The following is an 18,950-nucleotide window of genomic DNA, read 5'->3' on the forward strand; positions in this document are numbered from 1 at the left end:
GGTCGCGGGCGCGGAGGGGCGTGCGCTCGCACCCGGAGCGGGCGGCACGGGCTCGCGGCTCTCGGGGGGCTCAGGAGGCATCGGGTTCCCTCGCCGGAGGGGGCCGCTGCCTCGGGGTTCCGCATCGCGCACCATAGGGGCAATCTCCTCACCGACGGGACAGGTGTGTCTTCGAGGGTACCGCCTGGGGCCCGGTGCTCCCTGCGGTCATCGGTTTGGAGCGGGCGGATGCGGCGGCTAATGTCGACTCTCGTGCCGACGAATCGGCCCTCCCATCTCACCTGAGGACGTCATGAACGACTTCGCGCAGTCTCCCTCGCTCACCCTTCTCCCCGCCGTCGATGTCGCCGGCGGCAAGGCGGTTCGGCTCACCCAGGGAGAGGCGGGTACCGAGACGAGCTACGGCGACCCGCTGGACGCGGCGGGCGAATGGGTCGCGCAGGGCGCGGAGTGGATCCACCTCGTCGACCTCGACGCGGCATTCGGTCGCGGCAGCAACGCACCCATCCTCCGCAAGGTCATCAAGCAGTTCCGTGGCGTGAACATCGAGCTCTCGGGCGGCATCCGTGACGACGCGACTCTTGAAGCCGCACTCGAGAGCGGGGCGACGCGCATCAACCTCGGCACGGCTGCTCTGGAGAATCCGGAATGGGCGGCGGATGTGATCGGCCGCTTCGGCGAGGCGATCGCGGTGGGCCTCGACGTCCGCGGCACGACCCTCGCGGCTCGCGGCTGGACCAAGGACGGCGGTGACCTCTGGGAGGTCCTGGACCGTCTGGAGGAGGCAGGGTGCAGCCGCTACGTGGTCACCGACGTGACGAAGGACGGCACCCTCAAGGGCCCGAACCTCGACCTGCTCCGCGAGATGACCTCGCGTACGCCGAAGCCGGTGGTCGCCTCCGGCGGAATCTCGAGCCTCGACGACATCGCGGCGCTGCGCGCACTCGTTCCGCTCGGCGTCGAGGGAGCGATCGTCGGCAAGGCGCTCTATGCCGGCGCCTTCACGCTTGCTGAGGCGTTGGATGTCGCGGGGCACTGACGACACCCAGGGGCCCGGGCACGATCCCGAGGATCCCGACGGCGGCGGAGCGCACCACTCGCTCCCGGGTCCTCGCGGCGACTCCGCGGGTGTGCCCTGGGAGGGGCGGAGCTTCGAGTCGAATCCGCACGCCGCCGACGACGGCTCCGCGGATCCTGCGCTCCTCGCCGCGCTCCTCCGCTTCCGCTCGGGCGACGGCTCTCAGAGCGAGGTCGTCGACGCCTTCCGTGACGCCCGCGTGCTGATCCCCCTCGTCGCCGAGATGGGGGAGGAGGGCATCGCACCCGGCGGACTCGCGGTCGACAAGACGCAGGAGCTGTCGATCGTGACGGTGGCCGCTCCCGACGGACGCCGCGTGCAGCCGGTGTTCTCGTCTGTCGACGCCATGCGGCGATGGGATGCGACGGCTCGCCCGATCCCTGTCGAGGCGACGCGCGTCGCCCTGGCCGCCTCCGCCGAGGACACCGACCTCATCGTGCTCGACCCGACGTCCGACACGGAGTTCGTCATCCGTCGCCCCGCCGTGTGGGCGATCGCGCAGGGGCACGCCTGGGAGCCGAGCAACCTGTCGCCCGAGGTGTTCGCGGCGCTGCAGGAGAGCGTCGCGCATGAGCTCGCGGTAATCGATGTGTCCGTCGCCGCCGGCGATCCCGATGCGCGGCTCCGCGGTCCGGAGCTGATCGTGGTGCTCGAACTCGTCGACGGCCTGGAACGAGAGGTGCTCGACGCCGTGCTGGCACGGCTCGCGCAGCGCTGGGCTGCGGACGACCGCATCGCGGTGCTCGCGGACTCGTTGACCGTGAAGCTCCGCCGTTCGGTCTGACCGCGCCCGCGCCGCGCCGATCGCGGCCTAGGTGACCGGTCCCGTCCACTTCTCGCCCGGGCCCTTGCCGATCGGGTCGGGGATCGTGGACGCCTCACGGAACGCGAGCTGCAGCGAGCGGAGACCGTCGCGCAGGGAACGTGCGTGCATGTCGCTGATCTCGGGTGCGCCAGCGGTGATGAGTCCGGCGAGGGCGTTGATGAGCTTGCGCGCCTCGTCGAGATCGAGCTGCTCTGCGGCACGGGGGTCGTCCGCGAGGCCGAGCTTGACGGCGGCAGCGCTCATGAGGTGCACGGCTGCGGTCGTGATGACCTCGACCGCAGGCACGTCCGCGATGTCCCGGGTTGCGGACGATGCCGCCTCCTCCTGTCGCGCCCAGCGCTCTTCGCGCTCGCGTGCTGCCTCGTCCGATACCTGGTTCGTCACTTCGCCTTGCCTTCTGTTAGACTGTGTCGGGCTCCGGAGCGTCATGCTCCGGCACGAAAGAGGATTCACTTCCCACCCGCGCTTGCCGTTCCAGGCTACCGGGTCTTGCACTCCACCGGATCGCATCACCAGATGCATCCGGCAGGTAGGGTGCGGAGCCGGCGTCTGAATGCCGGTGGGTGGGACGATTCTGATTTCGCCCGGGATGCAGACAGCATCCTGGTGGCCGAATCCCATCGTCTAAGGAGCTACGCATCAGCGATCCCCGCACCAATGAGCGCATCCGCGTCCCCGAGGTCCGCCTCGTCGGACCCGCGGGTGAGCAGATCGGCGTCGTCCGCATCGAGGCGGCGCTGCGCCTTGCGCAGGAAGCCGACCTCGACCTCGTCGAGGTCGCACCCAACTCGAAGCCGCCCGTGGTCAAGATCATGGACTACGGCAAGTTCAAGTACGAAGCAGCTCAGAAGGAGAAGGAGGCTCGCCGCAACCAGGCGAACACCATCCTGAAAGAGGTCCGCTTCCGACTGAAGATCGAGGCGCACGACTACACGACGAAGCTCAAGCGCGCCGAGGGCTTCCTCAAGGCCGGCGACAAGGTGAAGGCCATGATCCTGTTCCGCGGTCGCGAGCAGTCGCGTCCCGAGCAGGGTGTCCGTCTGCTGCGCAAGTTCGCGGAGGATGTCGCGGAGCTCGGCACCGTCGAGTCGAACCCGACCATCGACGGTCGCAACATGGTCATGATCGTGGCTCCGCTGAAGAGCAAGTCCGAGGCCAAGCAGGAGCAGAACGCGGCGCGTGCGGCGAACAAGCAGGCGGCGCGCAGCGCGAAGACCGACGCGGATGCTCCCGCAGAGGCCACGGCGGAGTGACACCCGCCCCACAGACTCCCGCACCGCGGGTTGACACCGTCGCCTGAGAAGGCGCCATACGAAGGAAGAGAAGATGCCGAAGCAGAAGACCCACTCGGGTGCTAAGAAGCGCTTCAAGATCACCGGCAGCGGCAAGCTGAAGAAGCAGCAGGCTGGCATGCGCCACAACCTCGAGCACAAGTCGAGCCGTCGCACCCGTCGTCTGAACCAGGACCAGGTGCTGGCGAAGGCCGACTTCAAGGTCGCCAAGAAGCTTCTCGGTCGCTGAGCGCCCGAACGCAGAATAGGAACACAGGAAAATGGCAAGAGTCAAGCGGGCGGTAAACGCCCACAAGAAGCGTCGCGTCATCCTCGAGCGCGCCTCCGGTTACCGCGGTCAGCGTTCGCGCCTCTACCGGAAGGCCAAGGAGCAGGTCATCCACTCCCTGGTCTACTCGTACCGGGACCGTCGCAAGCGCAAGGGCGACTTCCGTCGTCTGTGGATCCAGCGCATCAACGCCGCTGCACGCCAGAACGGCATCACGTACAACCGCTTCATCCAGGGCCTCGGCCTCGCGGGTGTCACGGTCGACCGTCGCATGCTCGCCGACCTCGCGGTCAACGACGCCGCCACGTTCACGACTCTGGTCGAGACGGCGAAGAAGGCTCTGCCTTCCGACGTCAACGCACCGAAGTCGGCCGCGTAAGCAGCTCTTCAGTCAGAGGACGTCCTCCTTCGGGAGGGCGTCCTCTGTCGTTCCGCCGTGGGGTGCGCGGCGCGGCACCGCCGGGAACTCTAGACTGAGAGCGTGCTGGAGAACCCCCGCTCCCCCCGAGTCCGTTCCGTCGCGAAGCTGACCAAGCGCAGCGCGCGTGCCGAGACAGGCCTGTACCTCCTCGAAGGCCCGCAAGCGGTTCGCGAGGCCCTCACCTACAGTCCTGAGGCGATCGTCGAGCTGTTCGCCACCCACGCGGGGTGGGAGAAGCACCCCGACATCCGTGCCAAGGCGACGGACGCCGACATCGATGTCGAATACGTCACGGAGTACGTGCTCAACGCGATGGCCGACACCGTCACGCCGCAGGGCATCGTGGCGGTCGTGCGGCAGACCCCCATGTCGGTCCGAGACATCTTCGCCGCGGGCCCGCGCCTCATCGCGATCTGCGAGGAGATCAGGGACCCGGGCAACCTCGGCACCATCATCCGGGCAGCCGACGCTGCGGGCGCGGACGCCGTGATCCTCACCGGCCGTACCGTCGACCCCTACAACCCCAAGGTCGTGCGGGCCACGACCGGTTCGCTGTTCCACCTGCCGGTCTCGGTGGGGGCCGAGCTGCCCGACGTCATCGACAGCGCGCACGCCGCGGGGCTGCGGATCCTCGCCGCCGATGTCAAGGGCGATGATCTGCTGCGCGCCCGCGCCGAGGGCGTGCTCGCGGAGCCGACCGCCTGGCTGTTCGGCAATGAGGCGCGGGGCCTCGAGGACGACGCGCTGCTGCTCGCCGATCGCGTGCTGAAGCTCCCCATCTTCGGACGCGCGGAATCGCTCAATCTCGCCACCGCAGCCAGCGTCTGTCTGTACGAGAGCGCGTTCGCGCAGAGGGCCGACGCGCAGGCGTGAGCGGAGACCCCTCGTCGGGTCGGCGAGCGGTCCGCGCGCTGGTAGGTTTGTCCCCTGCACCAGCAGGAGAAGGGGACCGGAGTCGATGCGGATTCTGATCGTGGAGGACGACGCACGTGTCGCCGCCGCACTCGACGCGTTCCTGGCCCGCTCCGGATATGCGACCGCTCGTGCGGCCGACGGTGCCGCCGCTCTGCAGATGATCGGCGCCGACACCGAGGTGGTGCTCCTCGACCTCGGCCTTCCCGATGTCGACGGGATCGATCTGTGTCGCCGTATCCGGGGTCGCAGCGATGTGCCGATCGTGATCGTGACGGCGCGCAACCAGGTGACCGAGCGGATCAAGGGGCTCCGCGCCGGCGCCGACGACTTCGTGGTCAAGCCCTACGACGTGCACGAGCTGCTCGCGCGCATCGAGGCGGTGACCCGTCGGTCCCGGCCCGTTCGCCCGGAGTCGGAAGCGAGCGTTCTGCTGCACGACGGGACCGTGGAGATCGACCTCGCGGGCCGACAGGTGCTCGTGGACCGGTCGCCGATCGAGCTCACCCGCAAGGAGTTCGACATCGTGGCGGTGCTCGCGCGGCACCCCGGTGTCGCGGTGCCGAAAGAGCGTCTCATCCGCGAGGTCTGGAACACGGACTGGCGAGGCTTCGGCCACTCGCTCGAAGTCCACGTCGGTGCGATCCGCAGGAAGACCGGGCAGCGCGGGGTCATCGAGACCGTGCGCGGCGTCGGCTACCGGCTGGGATGAGGCGATCGTGCGCAGGCGCCTGATCGCCGTCTTCCTCGTGCCGCTCGTCGCGATCCTCGTCCTGCTCGGCGGAGCGGCGGCCTGGAGCGCGACGCGGAGCACCCAACAGGCCTTCTACACGCAGCAGCTCGGCGATCTCGGTTACTTCGTGACCAGTGCGAGGCAGGCGCTGCGCGCGGACAGTGCGTCGGTGATCGAGGCCGAGGTGCGGCGCTTCGGCGAGGTGTACGGCATCGACGTGGTCGTCTTCGACCTCTCGGGAGCGGTGTGGGCAGCGGGCCGCGACGAGGCGGGGAGTCTTCTCGACGATCAGGCGTCGCGTGTCGGTCTCGCGCTCTCCGGGCGTCGCGCCGAGCCTCCGGTGCCCGTGCTCCCGTGGAGCGTGACGCACTCCACGGTCGTCGAACCCGTCTTCGACGACGGCGACGTCATCGGGGCCGTCATGGTCTCGGCGGACGTCGAGGCCCCGAGGACGCAGATCCTGCAGCAGATCCTCCTGCTCTCCGCCGTGGCCGTGCTGTCGATCGTCGGTGGCGTCCTGCTGGTGTTCCGGCTGGCCGGCTGGGTGCTCGCGCCGGTGCGGCGCCTCGACGAGGCGATGGTCGCGATCGAGCGGGGTGAGATGGACACGCGCGTGGCGGAGGACACCGGCCCGCCGGAGCTTCGTCGCATGACACGGGTCTTCAACGGGATGGCCGACGAGATCGAACGGGTCATGACGCGCCAGCAGGAGTTCGCGGTGAACGCCTCGCACGAGCTGCGCAATCCGCTGAACGCTCTGCTCCTGCGCGTGGAGAACCTCGCGACCGGACTCGGACGGGAATGGCAGCACGATGTCGAGGAGACCCGAGAAGAGGGCCGTCGCATGACGCGCATCCTCGAGACGCTGCTCGGACTCGCGCGGGGAGGTCGCCCCGACACCACCGTCGGGACCGTCGACCTCACCGCGCTCGCCGCTCGGCGCGTGGAGGCGTGGCGTGATGTCGCGGCGCAGCGCGGCATCAGCGTCACGCTCCGGGGGAGGAGCTCCGCGGTGACCGGTGTCACGGACAGGACGATCGTGGAGAGCGCGCTGGATGCGGTGATCGACAACGCCGTGAAGTACTCCCCGGCGGATTCGCTCATCGAGGTGGAGGCGACACGTGACGGCGCCGTGTGCCTGCTCGTGGTGCGCGACCAGGGACCTGGGCTCGCTCAGGACGAACTGGCGTCCGCGACGGGGCGTTTCTGGCGGAGCGACGAGGTCGCAGACAAGCCGGGGTCGGGATTGGGGCTCGCGATCGCCACCGACCTGCTCGAGGTCATCGGCGGATCCGTGAGCGTCGAGTCCCCGGAGGGCGGCGGCCTGGCCGTCTCGCTCGTGCTGCCCGACGAGGCCGCGGCGTGAGGGGGAGGACGCGAGCGACGCTCGCCGCACGCCTGACCGCTCTCGTGCTCGCCGCCGGCGCGGTCATGTCGCTCAGCGCGTGCGTGGGCCGCTCGTCGGAGTGGCCCGGCGGCGATCACACGATCGCCGGAGGCGGTGCGGACGGTGTGTACTTCGCGTACGGGACGGCTCTCGCCGACGAGCTGTCGGCCGCGCTCGGTGTGCCGATCGTGGCCGCGGAGACGGCGGGATCCGTCGACAATCTGCTCCGGGTCGACGCGGGCGACGCGCTGGTCGGATTCGCACAGGGCGACGCCGCCGCAGACGCCGTCGCCGGGGCCGGGGCGTTCGACGCGCCGCTCGAGATCGAGGCCGTCGCCCGGCTGTACGACGAGTACCTGCACGTCGTCGTGCGCCGGGACTCGGACATCCGGGAGATGGCCGATCTCGCGGGCCGCGCGGTGTCGTTGGGCGCGGAGAACTCGGGCGTCAACGTCATCGCCAGCCGGGTTCTGGATGCGGCGGCCGTCGACGTCACCTCGATCGACGATCGACGTCTGGATCTCGCGGAGTCCATCGACGCGCTCGAACGGTCCGAGATCGACGCGTTCTTCTGGGTGGGTGGGATCCCGACGCCCGGCATCGGGGCACTCGCAGAGGAGATGCCGCTGCGTCTGCTGGCCGTCGAGCAGGACTGGGTCGATGAGGTGAACCGGCGCCACTCCGACGCGTACCGGTCGTCCGACCTTCCCACGGGGCTCTACGGCCTGGGGGAGTCGGTCACGACGCTGGCGGTCCCCAATTACCTCGTGACCTCGGCGGACACTCCACGAGGGGTCGTCCGCGACGTGGTGGCGGGGCTGTTCGACGCGCGGACGCACATCGCTCAGAGCGTGCCGACGGCGGCGCTGCTCGATCGGACTCAGGCGATCTTCACGGGGCCCGTTCCTCTGCATCCCGGAGCCGTCGAGTACTACCGCGCGCAGCGCGACTGAGCCCTCAAGAAATCCTCAAGAGACTCTCGCGATGCCGCAGTGCTCTGCCAGGGTGGTGATCGATCGCAGACGATTCGACGGAGAATTCAGATGCCGCATTCGCCCTTCATGCAGGCGGATGCCCGGCTCTCCGCCCGCATCCGACGGCGGTCGCATCCGATCGGAGGCTTGCTGTTCCGTATCCCTCGGGGGAGGAGCGGAGCGGCAGGAACGCCCCCACGGTCCGCGGGGGTGGGCCGTGGGGCACTCCCTCCGGGAGCCCGACGCCTTGAATCCGCCATTACGAACGTGTAAATCTCGAAGAGTCTGCCTGGAGGCGACCAGATCGCCTGGGTAGTTTGGAGCAATGATGACCTCTGGTGAACCCCTCGTCGTAGTGGACAACGTGCAGAAGCACTATGGCGACTTCCAGGCGCTGACGGACATCGACCTGACCGTCAACCGCGGGGAAGTGGTCGTCGTGATCGGCCCGTCCGGTTCGGGCAAGTCGACCCTGTGCCGCACGATCAACCGACTCGAGACGATCACGAGCGGCACGATCAGCATCGACGGCAAAGCACTGCCGGCCGAGGGCAAGGGCCTGGCGAACCTGCGCGCCGACGTCGGGATGGTGTTCCAGTCGTTCAATCTGTTCGCTCATCTGACGATCCTCGAGAACGTCACGCTCGGCCCGATCAAGGTGCGCGGCATGAAGAAGGCGGATGCCGAGAAGGAGGCGATGATGCTGCTCGAGCGCGTCGGCGTCGCGCAGCAGGCCTCCAAGCTCCCCGCACAGCTCTCGGGCGGACAGCAGCAGCGTGTGGCCATCGCCCGCGCTCTCGCGATGCAGCCCAAGGTCATGCTCTTCGACGAGCCGACCAGTGCGCTCGACCCCGAGATGATCAACGAGGTTCTCGACGTCATGGTCGAGCTCGCGCGCGACGGCATGACGATGATCGTCGTGACCCACGAGATGGGCTTCGCGCGGAAGGCCGCCAACCGCGTGGTGTTCATGGCCGACGGGAAGATCGTGGAGGAGGCGACTCCCGAGGAGTTCTTCACGAATCCCCAGAGCGATCGCGCCAAGGACTTCCTCTCCAAGCTCCTCACGCACTGACGAGCCACACAGACCTTTGCACACACAGCACAAGAAGGAGACGCACATGCGACGCACACGGACACTGGCAGGGATCGGGATCGCTGCAGCAGCGATGCTCGCCCTGACCGCCTGCAACAGCGGCAGCCCGTCCAACCCCGGCGGAGGCACCGGTGGCGAAGAGGGCGAGGACTCGACCTGGTTCGAGGTCGCGGAAGACGTGCAGCTCGAGGGCAGCCCGACGTTCGACGCCATCCAGGAGCGCGACAAGGTCGTCGTCGGTGTCAAGGAGGACCAGCCCGGTCTCGGCTACCTCGACGTGACGACGGGTGAGCGCACCGGTTTCGACGTCGACATCGCACGCTGGATCGCCGCCTCGCTCGGATACGACGAGGACAAGATCGAGTTCAAGCCGATCGCGTCCGCCAACCGCGAGCAGGCGATCACCAACGGTGACATCGACTACTACGTCGGCACCTACTCCATCAACGACAAGCGCAAGGAGCTCATCGACTTCGCCGGCCCGTACTTCATCACGGGGCAGGGACTCCTGGTCGCCGCCGATGCGGACGACGCCGAGGCGCTCGAGGACTTCAACGGGAAGACCGTCTGCTCGGCGACCGGCTCGACGCCGATCCAGAACATCAAGGCGAACTTCCCTGACATCAAGACGCAGGAGTACGACCTGTACTCCGCCTGCGTCCAGGACCTGATCGACGGCAAGGTCGACGCGGTCACCACCGACCAGGCCATCCTGATCGGCTACGCGGCGCAGTACCCGGACGACGTCAAGGTCACCGGCGGCCTCTTCACGGAGGAGCGCTACGGTGTCGGCCTCACGAAGGGCGATGACGCGCTGCGCACCCACATCAACGAGCTCTTCACCGACGGTGGCGACATCTGGCAGGCGATCTTCGACGCGAACCTCGGTTCGAGTGGCATCGAGGTCGAACAGCCCGAGGTCGACGCGTACTGATCGACATGGGCGGCCTCCTCGGGGAGGCCGCCCATTCACTCTCACGAAGGGAGGGTGGCGTGGACGTCATCTTCGGCAACCTCGACCTGTGGGGACAGGCGGTCAGCAACACGCTGATCGTGTTCTTCGCGGGCGGGATCATCGCGCTGATCCTGGGTCTGATCGTGGGCGCGATGCGTGTCTCGCCGGTGCCCATCGCCCGCGGCGTCGGCACGGTGTACGTGAACACCGTGCGCAACACCCCGCTGACCCTCGTATTCTTCTTCTTCGTCTTCGGATACCCGCAACTCGGGCTCCCTGATCTGTCGAACCTCGTGCTCGGCATCCTGGCCATCGGCATCTACACGGCGACCTACGTGGCCGAGGTGCTGAGGGCGGGGATCAACACCGTCCCGGTCGGTCAGGCCGAGGCGGCACGGGCGATCGGACTCCCCTTCGGACAGGTCATGGGTCTCGTGATCCTCCCGCAGGCGTTCCGCTCCGTCGTCCCGCCGATGATGAGCGTCTTCATCGCGCTCTTGAAGAACACGACCGTCGCGGCCGGGTTCTCGGTCGCCGAGCTCGCGGCCCTCCGATCGACGATCAACGATTCGGCCGACCGCCCCGGCAACCCGATGGAGGTCCTCCTCTGGGTCGCCGTCGTGTTCGTCGCCCTGGTGCTGCTGTTGAGCTGGCTGCAGCGATATCTCGAGAACCGTTGGAGGATCGCGCGATGAGCTCTGTACTGTACGACGTCCCCGGACCCCGGGCGATCGCCCGCAATCGGATCATCGCCGTCGCCACCGTCGTCGTCGTTCTCGCCGCCGTCGGCTTCATCGTCTACCGCATGGTGGAGACGGGGCAGTTCTCGGCCGAGAAGTGGTTCGTGTTCACGTTCTCCAACGTGTGGATGGGCATCTTCAAGGCGCTGGGCAACACTCTCGCCGCGTTCGCACTCGCCGCCGTCCTCAGCGTGGTCCTCGGTTTCGTGCTCGCCATCGGGCGACTCTCGGAGCACGCGTGGGTGCGGATCCCTGTGACAGCGATCACCGAGCTCTTCCGCGCCGTGCCGGTGCTGGTGTTCATGATGCTGCTCTACTACGGACTCCCCGTGGTCGGGATCAAGATGGATCCCTACTGGGCCGTCGTGATCGCCCTGATGGCGTACAACGGTTCGGTGCTGGCAGAGGTTCTCCGGGCCGGCATCGAGTCGCTTCCCCGGGGGCAGAAAGAGGCGGGCTACGCGATCGGGCTCCGTAAGAGCGGCGTGATGCGTCTCATCCTGCTGCCGCAGGCGATCCGGGCGATGCTCCCCGTGATCGTGGCCCAGCTGGTGGTCACCATGAAGGACACCGCGCTCGGGTTCATCATCACGTACCCCGAGCTGCTGTACTACGCGAAGCAGCTGACGTCGCAGCAGGGTCGTCCGATCCTGCAGTCGGCCTTCGTGATCGGCGGCATCTACATCATCATGTGCCTGATCCTCTCGGGGATCGCGAAGTGGGTGGAGATCCAGACCCGCCGTTCGCCCAAGGTCAAGGCGATCCACGCCGCCGAGGATCCGCGTCAGCACGGCGACGGCACCGACACCGAGCTCATCACCCTGCAGCGCGGGGGCAGCGGGTTCGGCGGGACGGGCGGGCTCGACGGCCCCGAGCCGAAGTGACTCTCACCGGCGCGGGGCGACCGCCTCGCGCCGGTAGACTCCTTACTCGTGTCTGAGTCTCCCGAAATCACCCCGGAAGCGGTCGAAGCGGCCGTCGCGGCTGCGCTCGAAGCGATCGCCGCATCCGCCGATACGACCGAACTGAAAGCAGCTCGCGCCGCGCACGTCGCCGAGGGCTCGCCGCTCGCGGTGCTGAACGCCTCGATGCGTCAGGTCGCTCCCGAGAACAAGGCCGCGTTCGGCAAGCTCGTCGGTCAAGGCCGCGGCCAGGTCACGAAGGCCCTCGCCGCCAAGGAGGCGGAGCTCGCCGCGGCCGAGGTCGCCGCCCGTCTCGAGTCCGAGCGGGTCGACATCACGGCCGTCCCCGCTCGCACTCGCGTGGGTGCGCGGCATCCGCTCACCCTGCTCAGCGAGCAGATCTCCGACATCTTCGTCGGCATGGGGTGGGAGATCGCTGAGGGGCCCGAGCTCGAGCACGAGTGGTTCAACTTCGACGCCCTGAACTTCGATGTCGACCACCCCGCCCGCCAGGAGCAGGACACGTTCTACGTCGACCCGCCGTCGCGCCATCTGGTCATGCGCACGCACACGAGCCCGGTGCAGGTGCGCTCGATGCTCGACCGCGAGGTGCCGATCTACGTGCTGTGCCCGGGACGGGTGTACCGCACCGACGAGTTCGACGCGACGCATCTGCCCGTGTTCACGCAGTTCGAGGGACTCGTCGTCGACAAGGGCATCTCGATGGCGCACCTCAAGGGCACGCTCGACCACGTCGCGCGCCAGCTCTTCGGCCCGGAGGCCAAGACGCGCTTCCGCACCAACTTCTTCCCGTTCACCGAGCCGTCGGCCGAGCTCGACCTGTGGCACCCGACCTTCAAGGGCGGCGCGCGATGGATCGAGTGGGGCGGGTGCGGGATGGTCAACCCGAACGTGCTCCGCGCGGCCGGGATCGACCCCGATGTCTACAGCGGCTTCGCGTTCGGCATGGGCGTCGAACGGGCACTCATGTTCCGCAGTGATGTGCAGGACATGCGCGACATGGCCGAGGGCGATGTCCGATTCAGCGAGCAGTACGGGATGGTGGTGTGATGCGCGTCCCGCTTTCGTGGCTGCGTGAGTACGTCGATCTGGCAGGGGATGCGACGCCCGAAGACGTCTTGGCGGCGATGGTCACCGTCGGCTTCGAAGAAGAGGACGTGCACAGCTTCGACATCTCGGGTCCCGTCGTGGTCGGACAGGTCGTCTCGCTCGAGGCCGAGCCGCAGTCCAACGGCAAGACCATCAACTGGTGCCAGGTCGACGTGGGGGAGGAGAACGGCGGCGTCCGCGGGATCGTGTGCGGTGCGCACAACTTCGTCGCGGGCGACAAGGTCATCGTGACGCTTCCCGGTGCCGTGCTCCCCGGCCCGTTCCCGATCGCGGCACGCAAGACCTACGGTCATGTGTCCGACGGCATGATCGCCTCGGCGCGTGAGCTGGGCCTCGGCGACGAGCACAACGGTATCCTCGTTCTCGCCGACCTCGGAATCGACGCCCCTGTCGGCACCGACGCGATCAGTCTGCTCGGTCTCGACGACGTGGCGGTCGAGATCAACGTCACGCCCGATCGCGGCTACGCCTTCTCCCTTCGCGGTGTGGCGCGCGAATACTCGCATGCCACCGGCGCGACGTTCCGGGACCCGGCCGAACGCGACTTCGCCGAGCTGCAGCCCGGTGCCGGGCACACGGCGATCGTCGACGATGCGGCTCCGGTGCGCGGACGCGTCGGCGCGAGCGAGTTCGTCACCCGCGTCGTGCGCGACGTCGATCCGGCACGCCCGACGCCGCCGTGGATGATCGCCCGGCTCTCCCTCGCCGGCATGCGCTCGCTCGGCATCCTGATCGACATCACGAACTACGTGATGCTCGAGCTGGGACAGCCGCTCCACGGCTACGACCTCGACAAGCTCGCCGGCGGCATCACGGTGCGTCGCGCGACTCCCGGCGAGAAGATGACGACGCTCGACGGCCAGGAGCGCACGCTCCACGTCGAGGACCTGCTCATCACCGACGACTCCGGACCGATCGGCCTGGCCGGCGTCATGGGCGGCGGCACGACCGAGATGAGCGACACGACCCGCAACGTGCTCATCGAGGCAGCGACGTTCGACCCCGTGACGATCGCCCGCACCGCTCGTCGTCACAAGCTGCCCAGCGAGGCGTCCAAGCGCTTCGAGCGCGGCGTCGACCCGCTCGTGCCGTTCGTCGCGGCGCGTCGCGCGGCCGATCTGATGGTCGAACTGGCCGGGGGCACGCTCACCGAAGAGGGCGGAGCGCTGTTCGCCGAGGTCTTCGTGGCCGACATCGAGCTTCCGCGAGGATTCGTGCAGGGGCTCATCGGCGTCGACTACTCCGACGACGAGATCGTCGGAGCGCTCACGACCATCGGCGGCGAGGTCTCCGAGTCGGATGCCGGCTGGACGGTCATCCCGCCGACCTGGCGACCCGATCTCACCGACAAGTGGTCGCTCGCCGAAGAGGTCGCCCGCATCCACGGTCTCGACCGCATCCCGTCGGTGCTGCCGACGCCGCCGTCGGGCCGCGGCCTGACTGCGCATCAGCAGGGACGCCGACGCGTCGCCGACGCGCTGGCCGCGGCGGGTCTCGTCGAGACGCCGTCCTTCCCCTTCACGACGGAGGCCGAGAACGACCTGCACGGATCCGCATCTGGTGAGCACCTGCCCAGCATCCGGCTCGCGAACCCGCTCGACGGATCGGCGCCGTTCCTGCGTCGCTCGCTCATCCCCGGGCTGCTCCACACCGCGCATCGCAACATCTCGCGCGGGCTCACGGACCTCGCGCTGTTCGAGACCGGAGTGGTGTTCCTGCCCGAGCCCGGCGTCGAGTACGGCACCGACGAGGTGCCACCGCTGGGTGTGCGCCCGTCGGACGAGACGCTCGCTGCGCTGAACGCCTCGATCCCGCCGCAGCACCGCCACGTGGCGGCGCTGTTCACGGGCAACGTCGCCGCACGACAGCCCGGTCGCCCCGCGGAGCCCTACGGTCTGTCGGAGGCGCTCGATGCTGCCGGGGTCATCGCGGCCGCCGCGGGCGTGGAACTCGACGTGGTCCAGGGCCAGCGCGCCGCGCTGCACCCGGGCCGTACGGGCCTGCTCTTCGTGGGAGACGTCGAGGTCGGATACGTCGGCGAACTCCACCCGGATGTGTCTGACGCTGCCGATCTGCCTGGTCGTGCGACCGTGCTCGAGCTCGATCTCGACGGTGTCCTCTCGATGAGCGGCGGACGCGCCGTCGCCGCGTCGCTCTCGACGTTCCCCGCCGCGACCCAGGACGTCTCGCTCGTGCTCGGGGCGGAGGTCTCCGCGGGCGAGGTGCGCGCGGCGCTGGTCGACGGTGCCGGAGCGCTCCTCGAGTCGATCCGTCTCGTGGACGACTACCGCGGCGACGGCGTGGGCGAGGGGCAGAAGAGCCTCACGTTCGCGCTGCGCTTCCGTGCCGACGACCGCACGCTCACTGCGGCCGAGGCCAGCGAGGCCAAGCTCGCAGGTGTCGCCCTCGCGGCCGAGCGCTTCGGCGCGACGCTGCGCGACTGACACCTGCCGCGCGCGTTCGCCCGATCCGCCGTCAGCGGAAGCCCCTTCCGCTGACGGACGGAACCTGATCCCCTGAGTGCATGACCGATGTGCTGATCCTGGGTGGGACGGGCTGGCTGTCGAGCCGCATCGCCCGACGAATGCTGGCGAGCGGAGCGACGGTCATGTGCCTCGCGCGGGGCGGACGCCCGTCACCGGACGGGACGAGTCTCGTCCTGGCCGACCGATCCGATCCCACAGCGTACGACACCGTGTCGGGCCGCGACTGGGATCACGTGATCGACGTCTCCTCCGACGCCGCGCACGTCGGCGCGGCGCTGACGGCGCTGGGTGAGCGAGCCCGCCGATGGACCTTCGTCTCCTCGATCTCGGTCTACTCGGATGACGTGACGATCGGCGCGGACGAGTCGGCCGCGCTGCACGCGCCGGCCGAGCCGGGAGGCGACGACGGCTACGGCGCGCAGAAGGTGGCGGCCGAGAACGCCGTGCGCACACTCGGCGATCGTGCCCTGATCGTGCGTCCGGGGCTGATCGTGGGCGACGGCGATCCGAGCGATCGTTTCGGCTACTGGGCGGCGGCCTTCCTGCGGTCCGAGGGTGCTCCCGTGCTGCTCCCTCGCGTCGCGGGGCGCACCGCACAGGTGATCGACGTCGACGACCTCGCGGAGTTCATCGCCACGACGTCGGCGACCGGCACGGTCAACGCGGTCGGCGACCGGTATCCGCTCGACGACGTGCTCGGTGCGGTGCGCCGACAAGTCGGGCATCGAGGTGACACGGTCGAGGCCGACGATGCCTTCCTCGCGGACAACGGCGTCGCCCACTGGGCGGGGGAGCGTTCGCTGCCGCTGTGGCTGCCGACGGAGCTCGCCGGCTTCATGGCGCGGTCACACGCCCGTTACACCGCCGCGGGAGGCGCGCTGCGTCCGCTCGACGACACGATCGCGACCGTGATCGAGGACGAACGCGAGCGCGGCATCGATCGGCCGAGACGCGCGGGTCTCACCCGCGAGGACGAACTGAGGCTCCTGCGGCGACTCGCCTGAGCGCGGTCGTCGATAGACTGCGAACGAGTGACACGGGGTGCCGCATCCGCGGCTGAGATCACACCCGTCGAACCTGATCTAGTTCGTACTAGCGAAGGGATGTCGCAATGAGCGATCGTCTGCGTCCGGAATCCGAATCGACCACCGCGGTGTCCGCCGCGGACCTCCTGTCCGCCCTGCGGGCGGCACCACCGCTGACCCACTGCATCACCAACACCGTGGTGACCGGGTTCACGGCCAACATCCTGCTGGCGATCGGCGCCGCGCCGGCGATGGTCGACATCGTCGACGAAGCGGGGCTCTTCGCGGCCGTCGCCTCAGGCGTGCTGATCAACCTCGGCACTCCGACTCCCGAGCAGCGGGCCGCGAGCGTCGAAGCCGCCGACGGTGCCGTCGCCGCAGGCACGCCCTGGGTGCTCGACCCCGTCGCGATCGGTTCGCTGCCCGTGCGCACCGCCCTCGCGCACGATCTCGTCGCCTCCCGCCCCACGGCGATCCGTGGAAACGCGTCAGAGATCCTCGCTCTCGCAGGGCTCGCGGCGGGCGGCCGGGGCGTCGACGCGACCGACACCACGGACGCCGCGTCCGAGGCCGCCTTCGCGCTCGCCGCGCGACACGGTTCCGTCGTCGCCGTCTCGGGCCCCGTCGACCTCATCACCGACGGGCGCCGCGTCGTGCGGATCGCGAACGGTCACGAACTGCTCACGAGAGTCACCGGCGGCGGGTGCGCACTGGGCGCCGTGATGGCCGCCTTCCTGGGCGCCGCCCGGTCGACGGGTACCGATCCGCTGACCGCTGTCGCCTCGGCGAGCCTGGTGTACACGATCGCCGCGGAGCGTGCGGCGGCACGGGCCTCGGGTCCCGGCAGCTTCGCCGTCGAACTGCTCGACGCGCTCGCGTCGCTGCAGCCGTACGAGATCACCGCTGCCGCACGCCTCGAGGAGTACGCGCTGTGATCGCGGACCTCTCGCTGTATCTCGTCACGGATCCGCAACTCTGCGGTGAACGCGGCGTCGTCGAGACCGTGCGCCGCGCGGTCGACGGGGGCGTGCGCATCGTGCAGCTGCGAGACAAGACTGCGACGGATGCCGAGACGACGGCGCAGCTCATCGAACTGTCGCACGCGATCGACGGGCGCGCCCTGCTCGTCGTGAACGACCGTCTCGGTGCGGCCCTCGCCGCTCGCGAGCAGGGGGCGAGGGTCGACGGCGTGCACCTCGGGCAGGGGGACACGTCGGTCCTGCGTGCTCGTGAAGCCCTCGGTGCCGAGGCGCTCATCGGACTCACGGCGAACACTCGCGAGCACGTCGAGGCCGTGCACGCGCTGCCGCCCGGCACAGTCGACTACCTGGGGGTCGGCGTGATCCGCCCCACCGGCACCAAGCCCGATCATCCGCCTGCCCTGGGTGTCGCGGGGTTCCGCGCCCTCGTCGAGACGACCACGCTCCCGTGCGTGGCGATCGGGGGAGTCGGCGTCGATGACACCGAGCGGCTGCGCACCGCGGGTGCGGCCGGGCTCGCCGTGGTCTCCGCACTGTGCCGAGCCTCGGACCCCGCCGAGACCGCGCGGGCGTTCGTGCGTCGGTGGCGTGCAGCGGGCACGCCGCGGGTGCTGAGCATCGCCGGCAGCGACCCGTCGGGAGGAGCGGGGATCCAGGCCGATCTCAAGTCGATCGCCGCGAACGGCGGCTACGGGATGGCGGCCGTCACCGCCCTCACCGCCCAGAACACGACGGGGGTGCGAGGGGTGCACGTGCCGCCCGTGGACTTCGTGCGCGAGCAGCTCGAGGCGATCTCCGACGACATCGTCGTCGACGCGGTGAAGATCGGGATGCTGGCGAACGCCGACGTCATCCGGGTCGTCGCCGACTGGCTGGATGGCATCCGGCCACCGATCGTCGTCCTCGATCCGGTCATGGTCGCGACCAGCGGCGACAGGCTGCTCGACCCGGATGCCGAGGCGGCGCTGCGCGAACTCATCCGGCGTGCACACGTCGTGACCCCCAACCTCGCTGAGCTCGCCGTGCTGGCAGGACGGGCGATCTCGGGCTGGGGCGATGCGCTCGCCGCCGCGCATGAGCTGTCGACGACGACCGGCGTGGCCGTCCTCGTGAAGGGCGGTCACCTCGACGGAGAAGACGTCCCCGATGCTCTGGTCGACGTCGCGACGGGAGTGCGCCGGGAGTTCCCGGGCACGCGGATACCCACCGCGAACACGCACGGCACCGGGTGCTCGCTCTCCTCCGCACTGGCCGCGCGGCTCGCCCGCGGAGAGGCGCCCGTCGATGCGATCGCCTCGGCGCGTGCATGGCTGCGCGAGGCGCTGCGCGAGAGCGACGCGCTGCGCGTGGGACGCGGTCACGGACCGGTCAGTCACTTCGCAGGATTGTGGGAGCGCGGGGGTCTCGAGACGCGCCGCACCCCCGCCGACATCCGCGCCGACTGGTGGGAGCGCACGGCGGGCGTGCGGACGGAGATCGACGAGACGGCGTTCATCCGTGGACTGGCCGACGGCAGCCTCGCTCGTGCGCCGTTCCTGTTCTACCTCGCGCAGGACGCGCTGTACCTCCGCGAGTACGCCCGCGTGCTCGCGGAGGCCGCCCGTATCGCGCCCACCCCCATCGAGCAGGCGTTCTGGGCGCACTCCGCCGAGGGTGCGATCGTCGGCGAGCTGCAACTGCACGCCTCGTGGCTCACGCCGGGCGAAGGCGTGGATGCGGCGATGTCCGGCGTCGAGCCCGCTCC

The 18,950-nt window shown here is 69.3% G+C and carries 19 protein-coding genes and 1 riboswitch; of the genes, 18 read left to right on the forward strand and 1 reads right to left on the reverse strand.

Annotated elements, in window-relative coordinates; translation table 11 throughout:
* The first annotated feature begins 292 nt into the window (after positions 1-292).
* Complete coding sequence (priA, locus tag RWO82_RS10795) at positions 293-1,039, forward strand: bifunctional 1-(5-phosphoribosyl)-5-((5-phosphoribosylamino)methylideneamino)imidazole-4-carboxamide isomerase/phosphoribosylanthranilate isomerase PriA (protein WP_314426729.1); 747 nt, start codon at positions 293-295, stop codon at positions 1,037-1,039.
* Positions 1,023-1,862: an SseB family protein gene (locus RWO82_RS10800; RefSeq protein WP_314426731.1), complete on the forward strand. Its 840-nt coding sequence runs from the start codon at positions 1,023-1,025 to the stop codon at positions 1,860-1,862. The genes priA and RWO82_RS10800 overlap by 17 nt, the downstream gene beginning before the upstream one ends.
* A 27-nt stretch (positions 1,863-1,889) precedes the next feature.
* On the opposite strand, the gene RWO82_RS10805 is transcribed toward RWO82_RS10800, so the two are convergent.
* Positions 1,890-2,288: a DUF1844 domain-containing protein gene (locus RWO82_RS10805; RefSeq protein WP_314426734.1), complete on the reverse strand. Its 399-nt coding sequence runs from the start codon at positions 2,286-2,288 to the stop codon at positions 1,890-1,892.
* Between the two features lie 230 nt (positions 2,289-2,518).
* Here RWO82_RS10805 and infC point away from each other — a divergent pair, with 230 nt between their 5' ends.
* The 16 genes from infC to thiD form a co-directional block, all read left to right on the forward strand.
* A complete protein-coding gene (gene infC, locus RWO82_RS10810) occupies positions 2,519-3,157 on the forward strand; it encodes a translation initiation factor IF-3 (RefSeq protein ID WP_314426771.1) in 639 nt (212 codons plus the stop codon).
* 73 nt (positions 3,158-3,230) lie between these two features.
* Positions 3,231-3,425, forward strand: a complete 195-nt coding sequence (gene rpmI, locus RWO82_RS10815; RefSeq protein ID WP_025105280.1) for a 50S ribosomal protein L35 — start codon at positions 3,231-3,233, stop codon at positions 3,423-3,425.
* Positions 3,426-3,456: 31 nt separating this feature from the next.
* Positions 3,457-3,843 carry a 50S ribosomal protein L20 gene (gene rplT, locus RWO82_RS10820; RefSeq protein ID WP_045252681.1) on the forward strand — a complete coding sequence of 129 codons (387 nt, stop codon included), beginning with the start codon at positions 3,457-3,459 and terminating at the stop codon, positions 3,841-3,843.
* Between the two features lie 102 nt (positions 3,844-3,945).
* A complete protein-coding gene (locus RWO82_RS10825) occupies positions 3,946-4,758 on the forward strand; it encodes an RNA methyltransferase (RefSeq protein WP_314426743.1) in 813 nt (270 codons plus the stop codon).
* 85 nt (positions 4,759-4,843) lie between these two features.
* Entirely contained in the window at positions 4,844-5,509 is a 666-nt protein-coding gene (locus RWO82_RS10830; RefSeq protein WP_314426744.1) for a response regulator transcription factor, read from the forward strand.
* A gap of 7 nt (positions 5,510-5,516) precedes the next feature.
* Entirely contained in the window at positions 5,517-6,896 is a 1,380-nt protein-coding gene (locus RWO82_RS10835) for a HAMP domain-containing sensor histidine kinase (RefSeq protein WP_314426748.1), read from the forward strand.
* Entirely contained in the window at positions 6,893-7,870 is a 978-nt protein-coding gene (locus tag RWO82_RS10840; protein ID WP_314426750.1) for a TAXI family TRAP transporter solute-binding subunit, read from the forward strand. Before RWO82_RS10835 ends, RWO82_RS10840 begins: the two co-directional genes overlap by 4 nt.
* A 346-nt stretch (positions 7,871-8,216) precedes the next feature.
* The gene (locus RWO82_RS10845; RefSeq protein ID WP_399540764.1) at positions 8,217-8,966 is read left to right on the forward strand and encodes an amino acid ABC transporter ATP-binding protein; all 750 of its coding nucleotides are present in this window, start codon (positions 8,217-8,219) and stop codon (positions 8,964-8,966) included.
* A gap of 46 nt (positions 8,967-9,012) precedes the next feature.
* The gene (locus RWO82_RS10850; RefSeq protein ID WP_314426753.1) at positions 9,013-9,921 is read left to right on the forward strand and encodes a glutamate ABC transporter substrate-binding protein; all 909 of its coding nucleotides are present in this window, start codon (positions 9,013-9,015) and stop codon (positions 9,919-9,921) included.
* 59 nt (positions 9,922-9,980) lie between these two features.
* On the forward strand, positions 9,981-10,637 hold the full coding sequence (locus RWO82_RS10855; RefSeq protein ID WP_314426756.1) for an amino acid ABC transporter permease: 657 nt from the start codon (positions 9,981-9,983) through the stop codon (positions 10,635-10,637).
* Entirely contained in the window at positions 10,634-11,566 is a 933-nt protein-coding gene (locus tag RWO82_RS10860) for an amino acid ABC transporter permease (protein WP_314426758.1), read from the forward strand. The genes RWO82_RS10855 and RWO82_RS10860 overlap by 4 nt, the downstream gene beginning before the upstream one ends.
* A gap of 48 nt (positions 11,567-11,614) precedes the next feature.
* Positions 11,615-12,655 carry a phenylalanine--tRNA ligase subunit alpha gene (gene pheS, locus RWO82_RS10865; protein WP_314426759.1) on the forward strand — a complete coding sequence of 347 codons (1,041 nt, stop codon included), beginning with the start codon at positions 11,615-11,617 and terminating at the stop codon, positions 12,653-12,655.
* Complete coding sequence (gene pheT, locus RWO82_RS10870) at positions 12,655-15,159, forward strand: phenylalanine--tRNA ligase subunit beta (RefSeq protein WP_314426761.1); 2,505 nt, start codon at positions 12,655-12,657, stop codon at positions 15,157-15,159. Before pheS ends, pheT begins: the two co-directional genes overlap by 1 nt.
* Before the next feature lie 80 nt (positions 15,160-15,239).
* On the forward strand, positions 15,240-16,205 hold the full coding sequence (locus tag RWO82_RS10875) for an NAD-dependent epimerase/dehydratase family protein (protein WP_314426764.1): 966 nt from the start codon (positions 15,240-15,242) through the stop codon (positions 16,203-16,205).
* 23 nt (positions 16,206-16,228) lie between these two features.
* A riboswitch (TPP riboswitch) is annotated at positions 16,229-16,322 on the forward strand.
* On the forward strand, positions 16,313-17,161 hold the full coding sequence (gene thiM / locus RWO82_RS10880) for a hydroxyethylthiazole kinase (protein ID WP_314426768.1): 849 nt from the start codon (positions 16,313-16,315) through the stop codon (positions 17,159-17,161). (Overlaps the previous riboswitch by 10 nt.)
* The coding region (gene thiD, locus RWO82_RS10885; protein ID WP_314426769.1) for a bifunctional hydroxymethylpyrimidine kinase/phosphomethylpyrimidine kinase at positions 17,158-18,950 on the forward strand (1,793 nt) is incomplete at its 3' end. The genes thiM and thiD, both read left to right, overlap by 4 nt.

The sequence above is a fragment of the uncultured Microbacterium sp. genome (assembly GCF_963521645.1).
Taxonomy (GTDB): Bacteria; Actinomycetota; Actinomycetes; order Actinomycetales; family Microbacteriaceae; genus Microbacterium.

Excerpts from the sequence above, each read along its gene's own strand:
- priA (WP_314426729.1), top strand. The coding sequence starts at position 293 with ATGAACGACTTCGCGCAGTCTCCCTCGCTCACCCTTCTCCCCGCCGTC.
- RWO82_RS10800 (WP_314426731.1), top strand. The coding sequence starts at position 1,023 with ATGTCGCGGGGCACTGACGACACCCAGGGGCCCGGGCACGATCCCGAG.
- rpmI (WP_025105280.1), top strand. The coding sequence starts at position 3,231 with ATGCCGAAGCAGAAGACCCACTCGGGTGCTAAGAAGCGCTTCAAGATC.
- rplT (WP_045252681.1), top strand. The coding sequence starts at position 3,457 with ATGGCAAGAGTCAAGCGGGCGGTAAACGCCCACAAGAAGCGTCGCGTC.
- RWO82_RS10830 (WP_314426744.1), top strand. The coding sequence starts at position 4,844 with ATGCGGATTCTGATCGTGGAGGACGACGCACGTGTCGCCGCCGCACTC.
- RWO82_RS10845 (WP_399540764.1), top strand. The coding sequence starts at position 8,217 with ATGATGACCTCTGGTGAACCCCTCGTCGTAGTGGACAACGTGCAGAAG.
- RWO82_RS10850 (WP_314426753.1), top strand. The coding sequence starts at position 9,013 with ATGCGACGCACACGGACACTGGCAGGGATCGGGATCGCTGCAGCAGCG.
- RWO82_RS10860 (WP_314426758.1), top strand. The coding sequence starts at position 10,634 with ATGAGCTCTGTACTGTACGACGTCCCCGGACCCCGGGCGATCGCCCGC.
- pheT (WP_314426761.1), top strand. The coding sequence starts at position 12,655 with ATGCGCGTCCCGCTTTCGTGGCTGCGTGAGTACGTCGATCTGGCAGGG.
- RWO82_RS10875 (WP_314426764.1), top strand. The coding sequence starts at position 15,240 with ATGACCGATGTGCTGATCCTGGGTGGGACGGGCTGGCTGTCGAGCCGC.
- thiM (WP_314426768.1), top strand. The coding sequence starts at position 16,313 with ATGAGCGATCGTCTGCGTCCGGAATCCGAATCGACCACCGCGGTGTCC.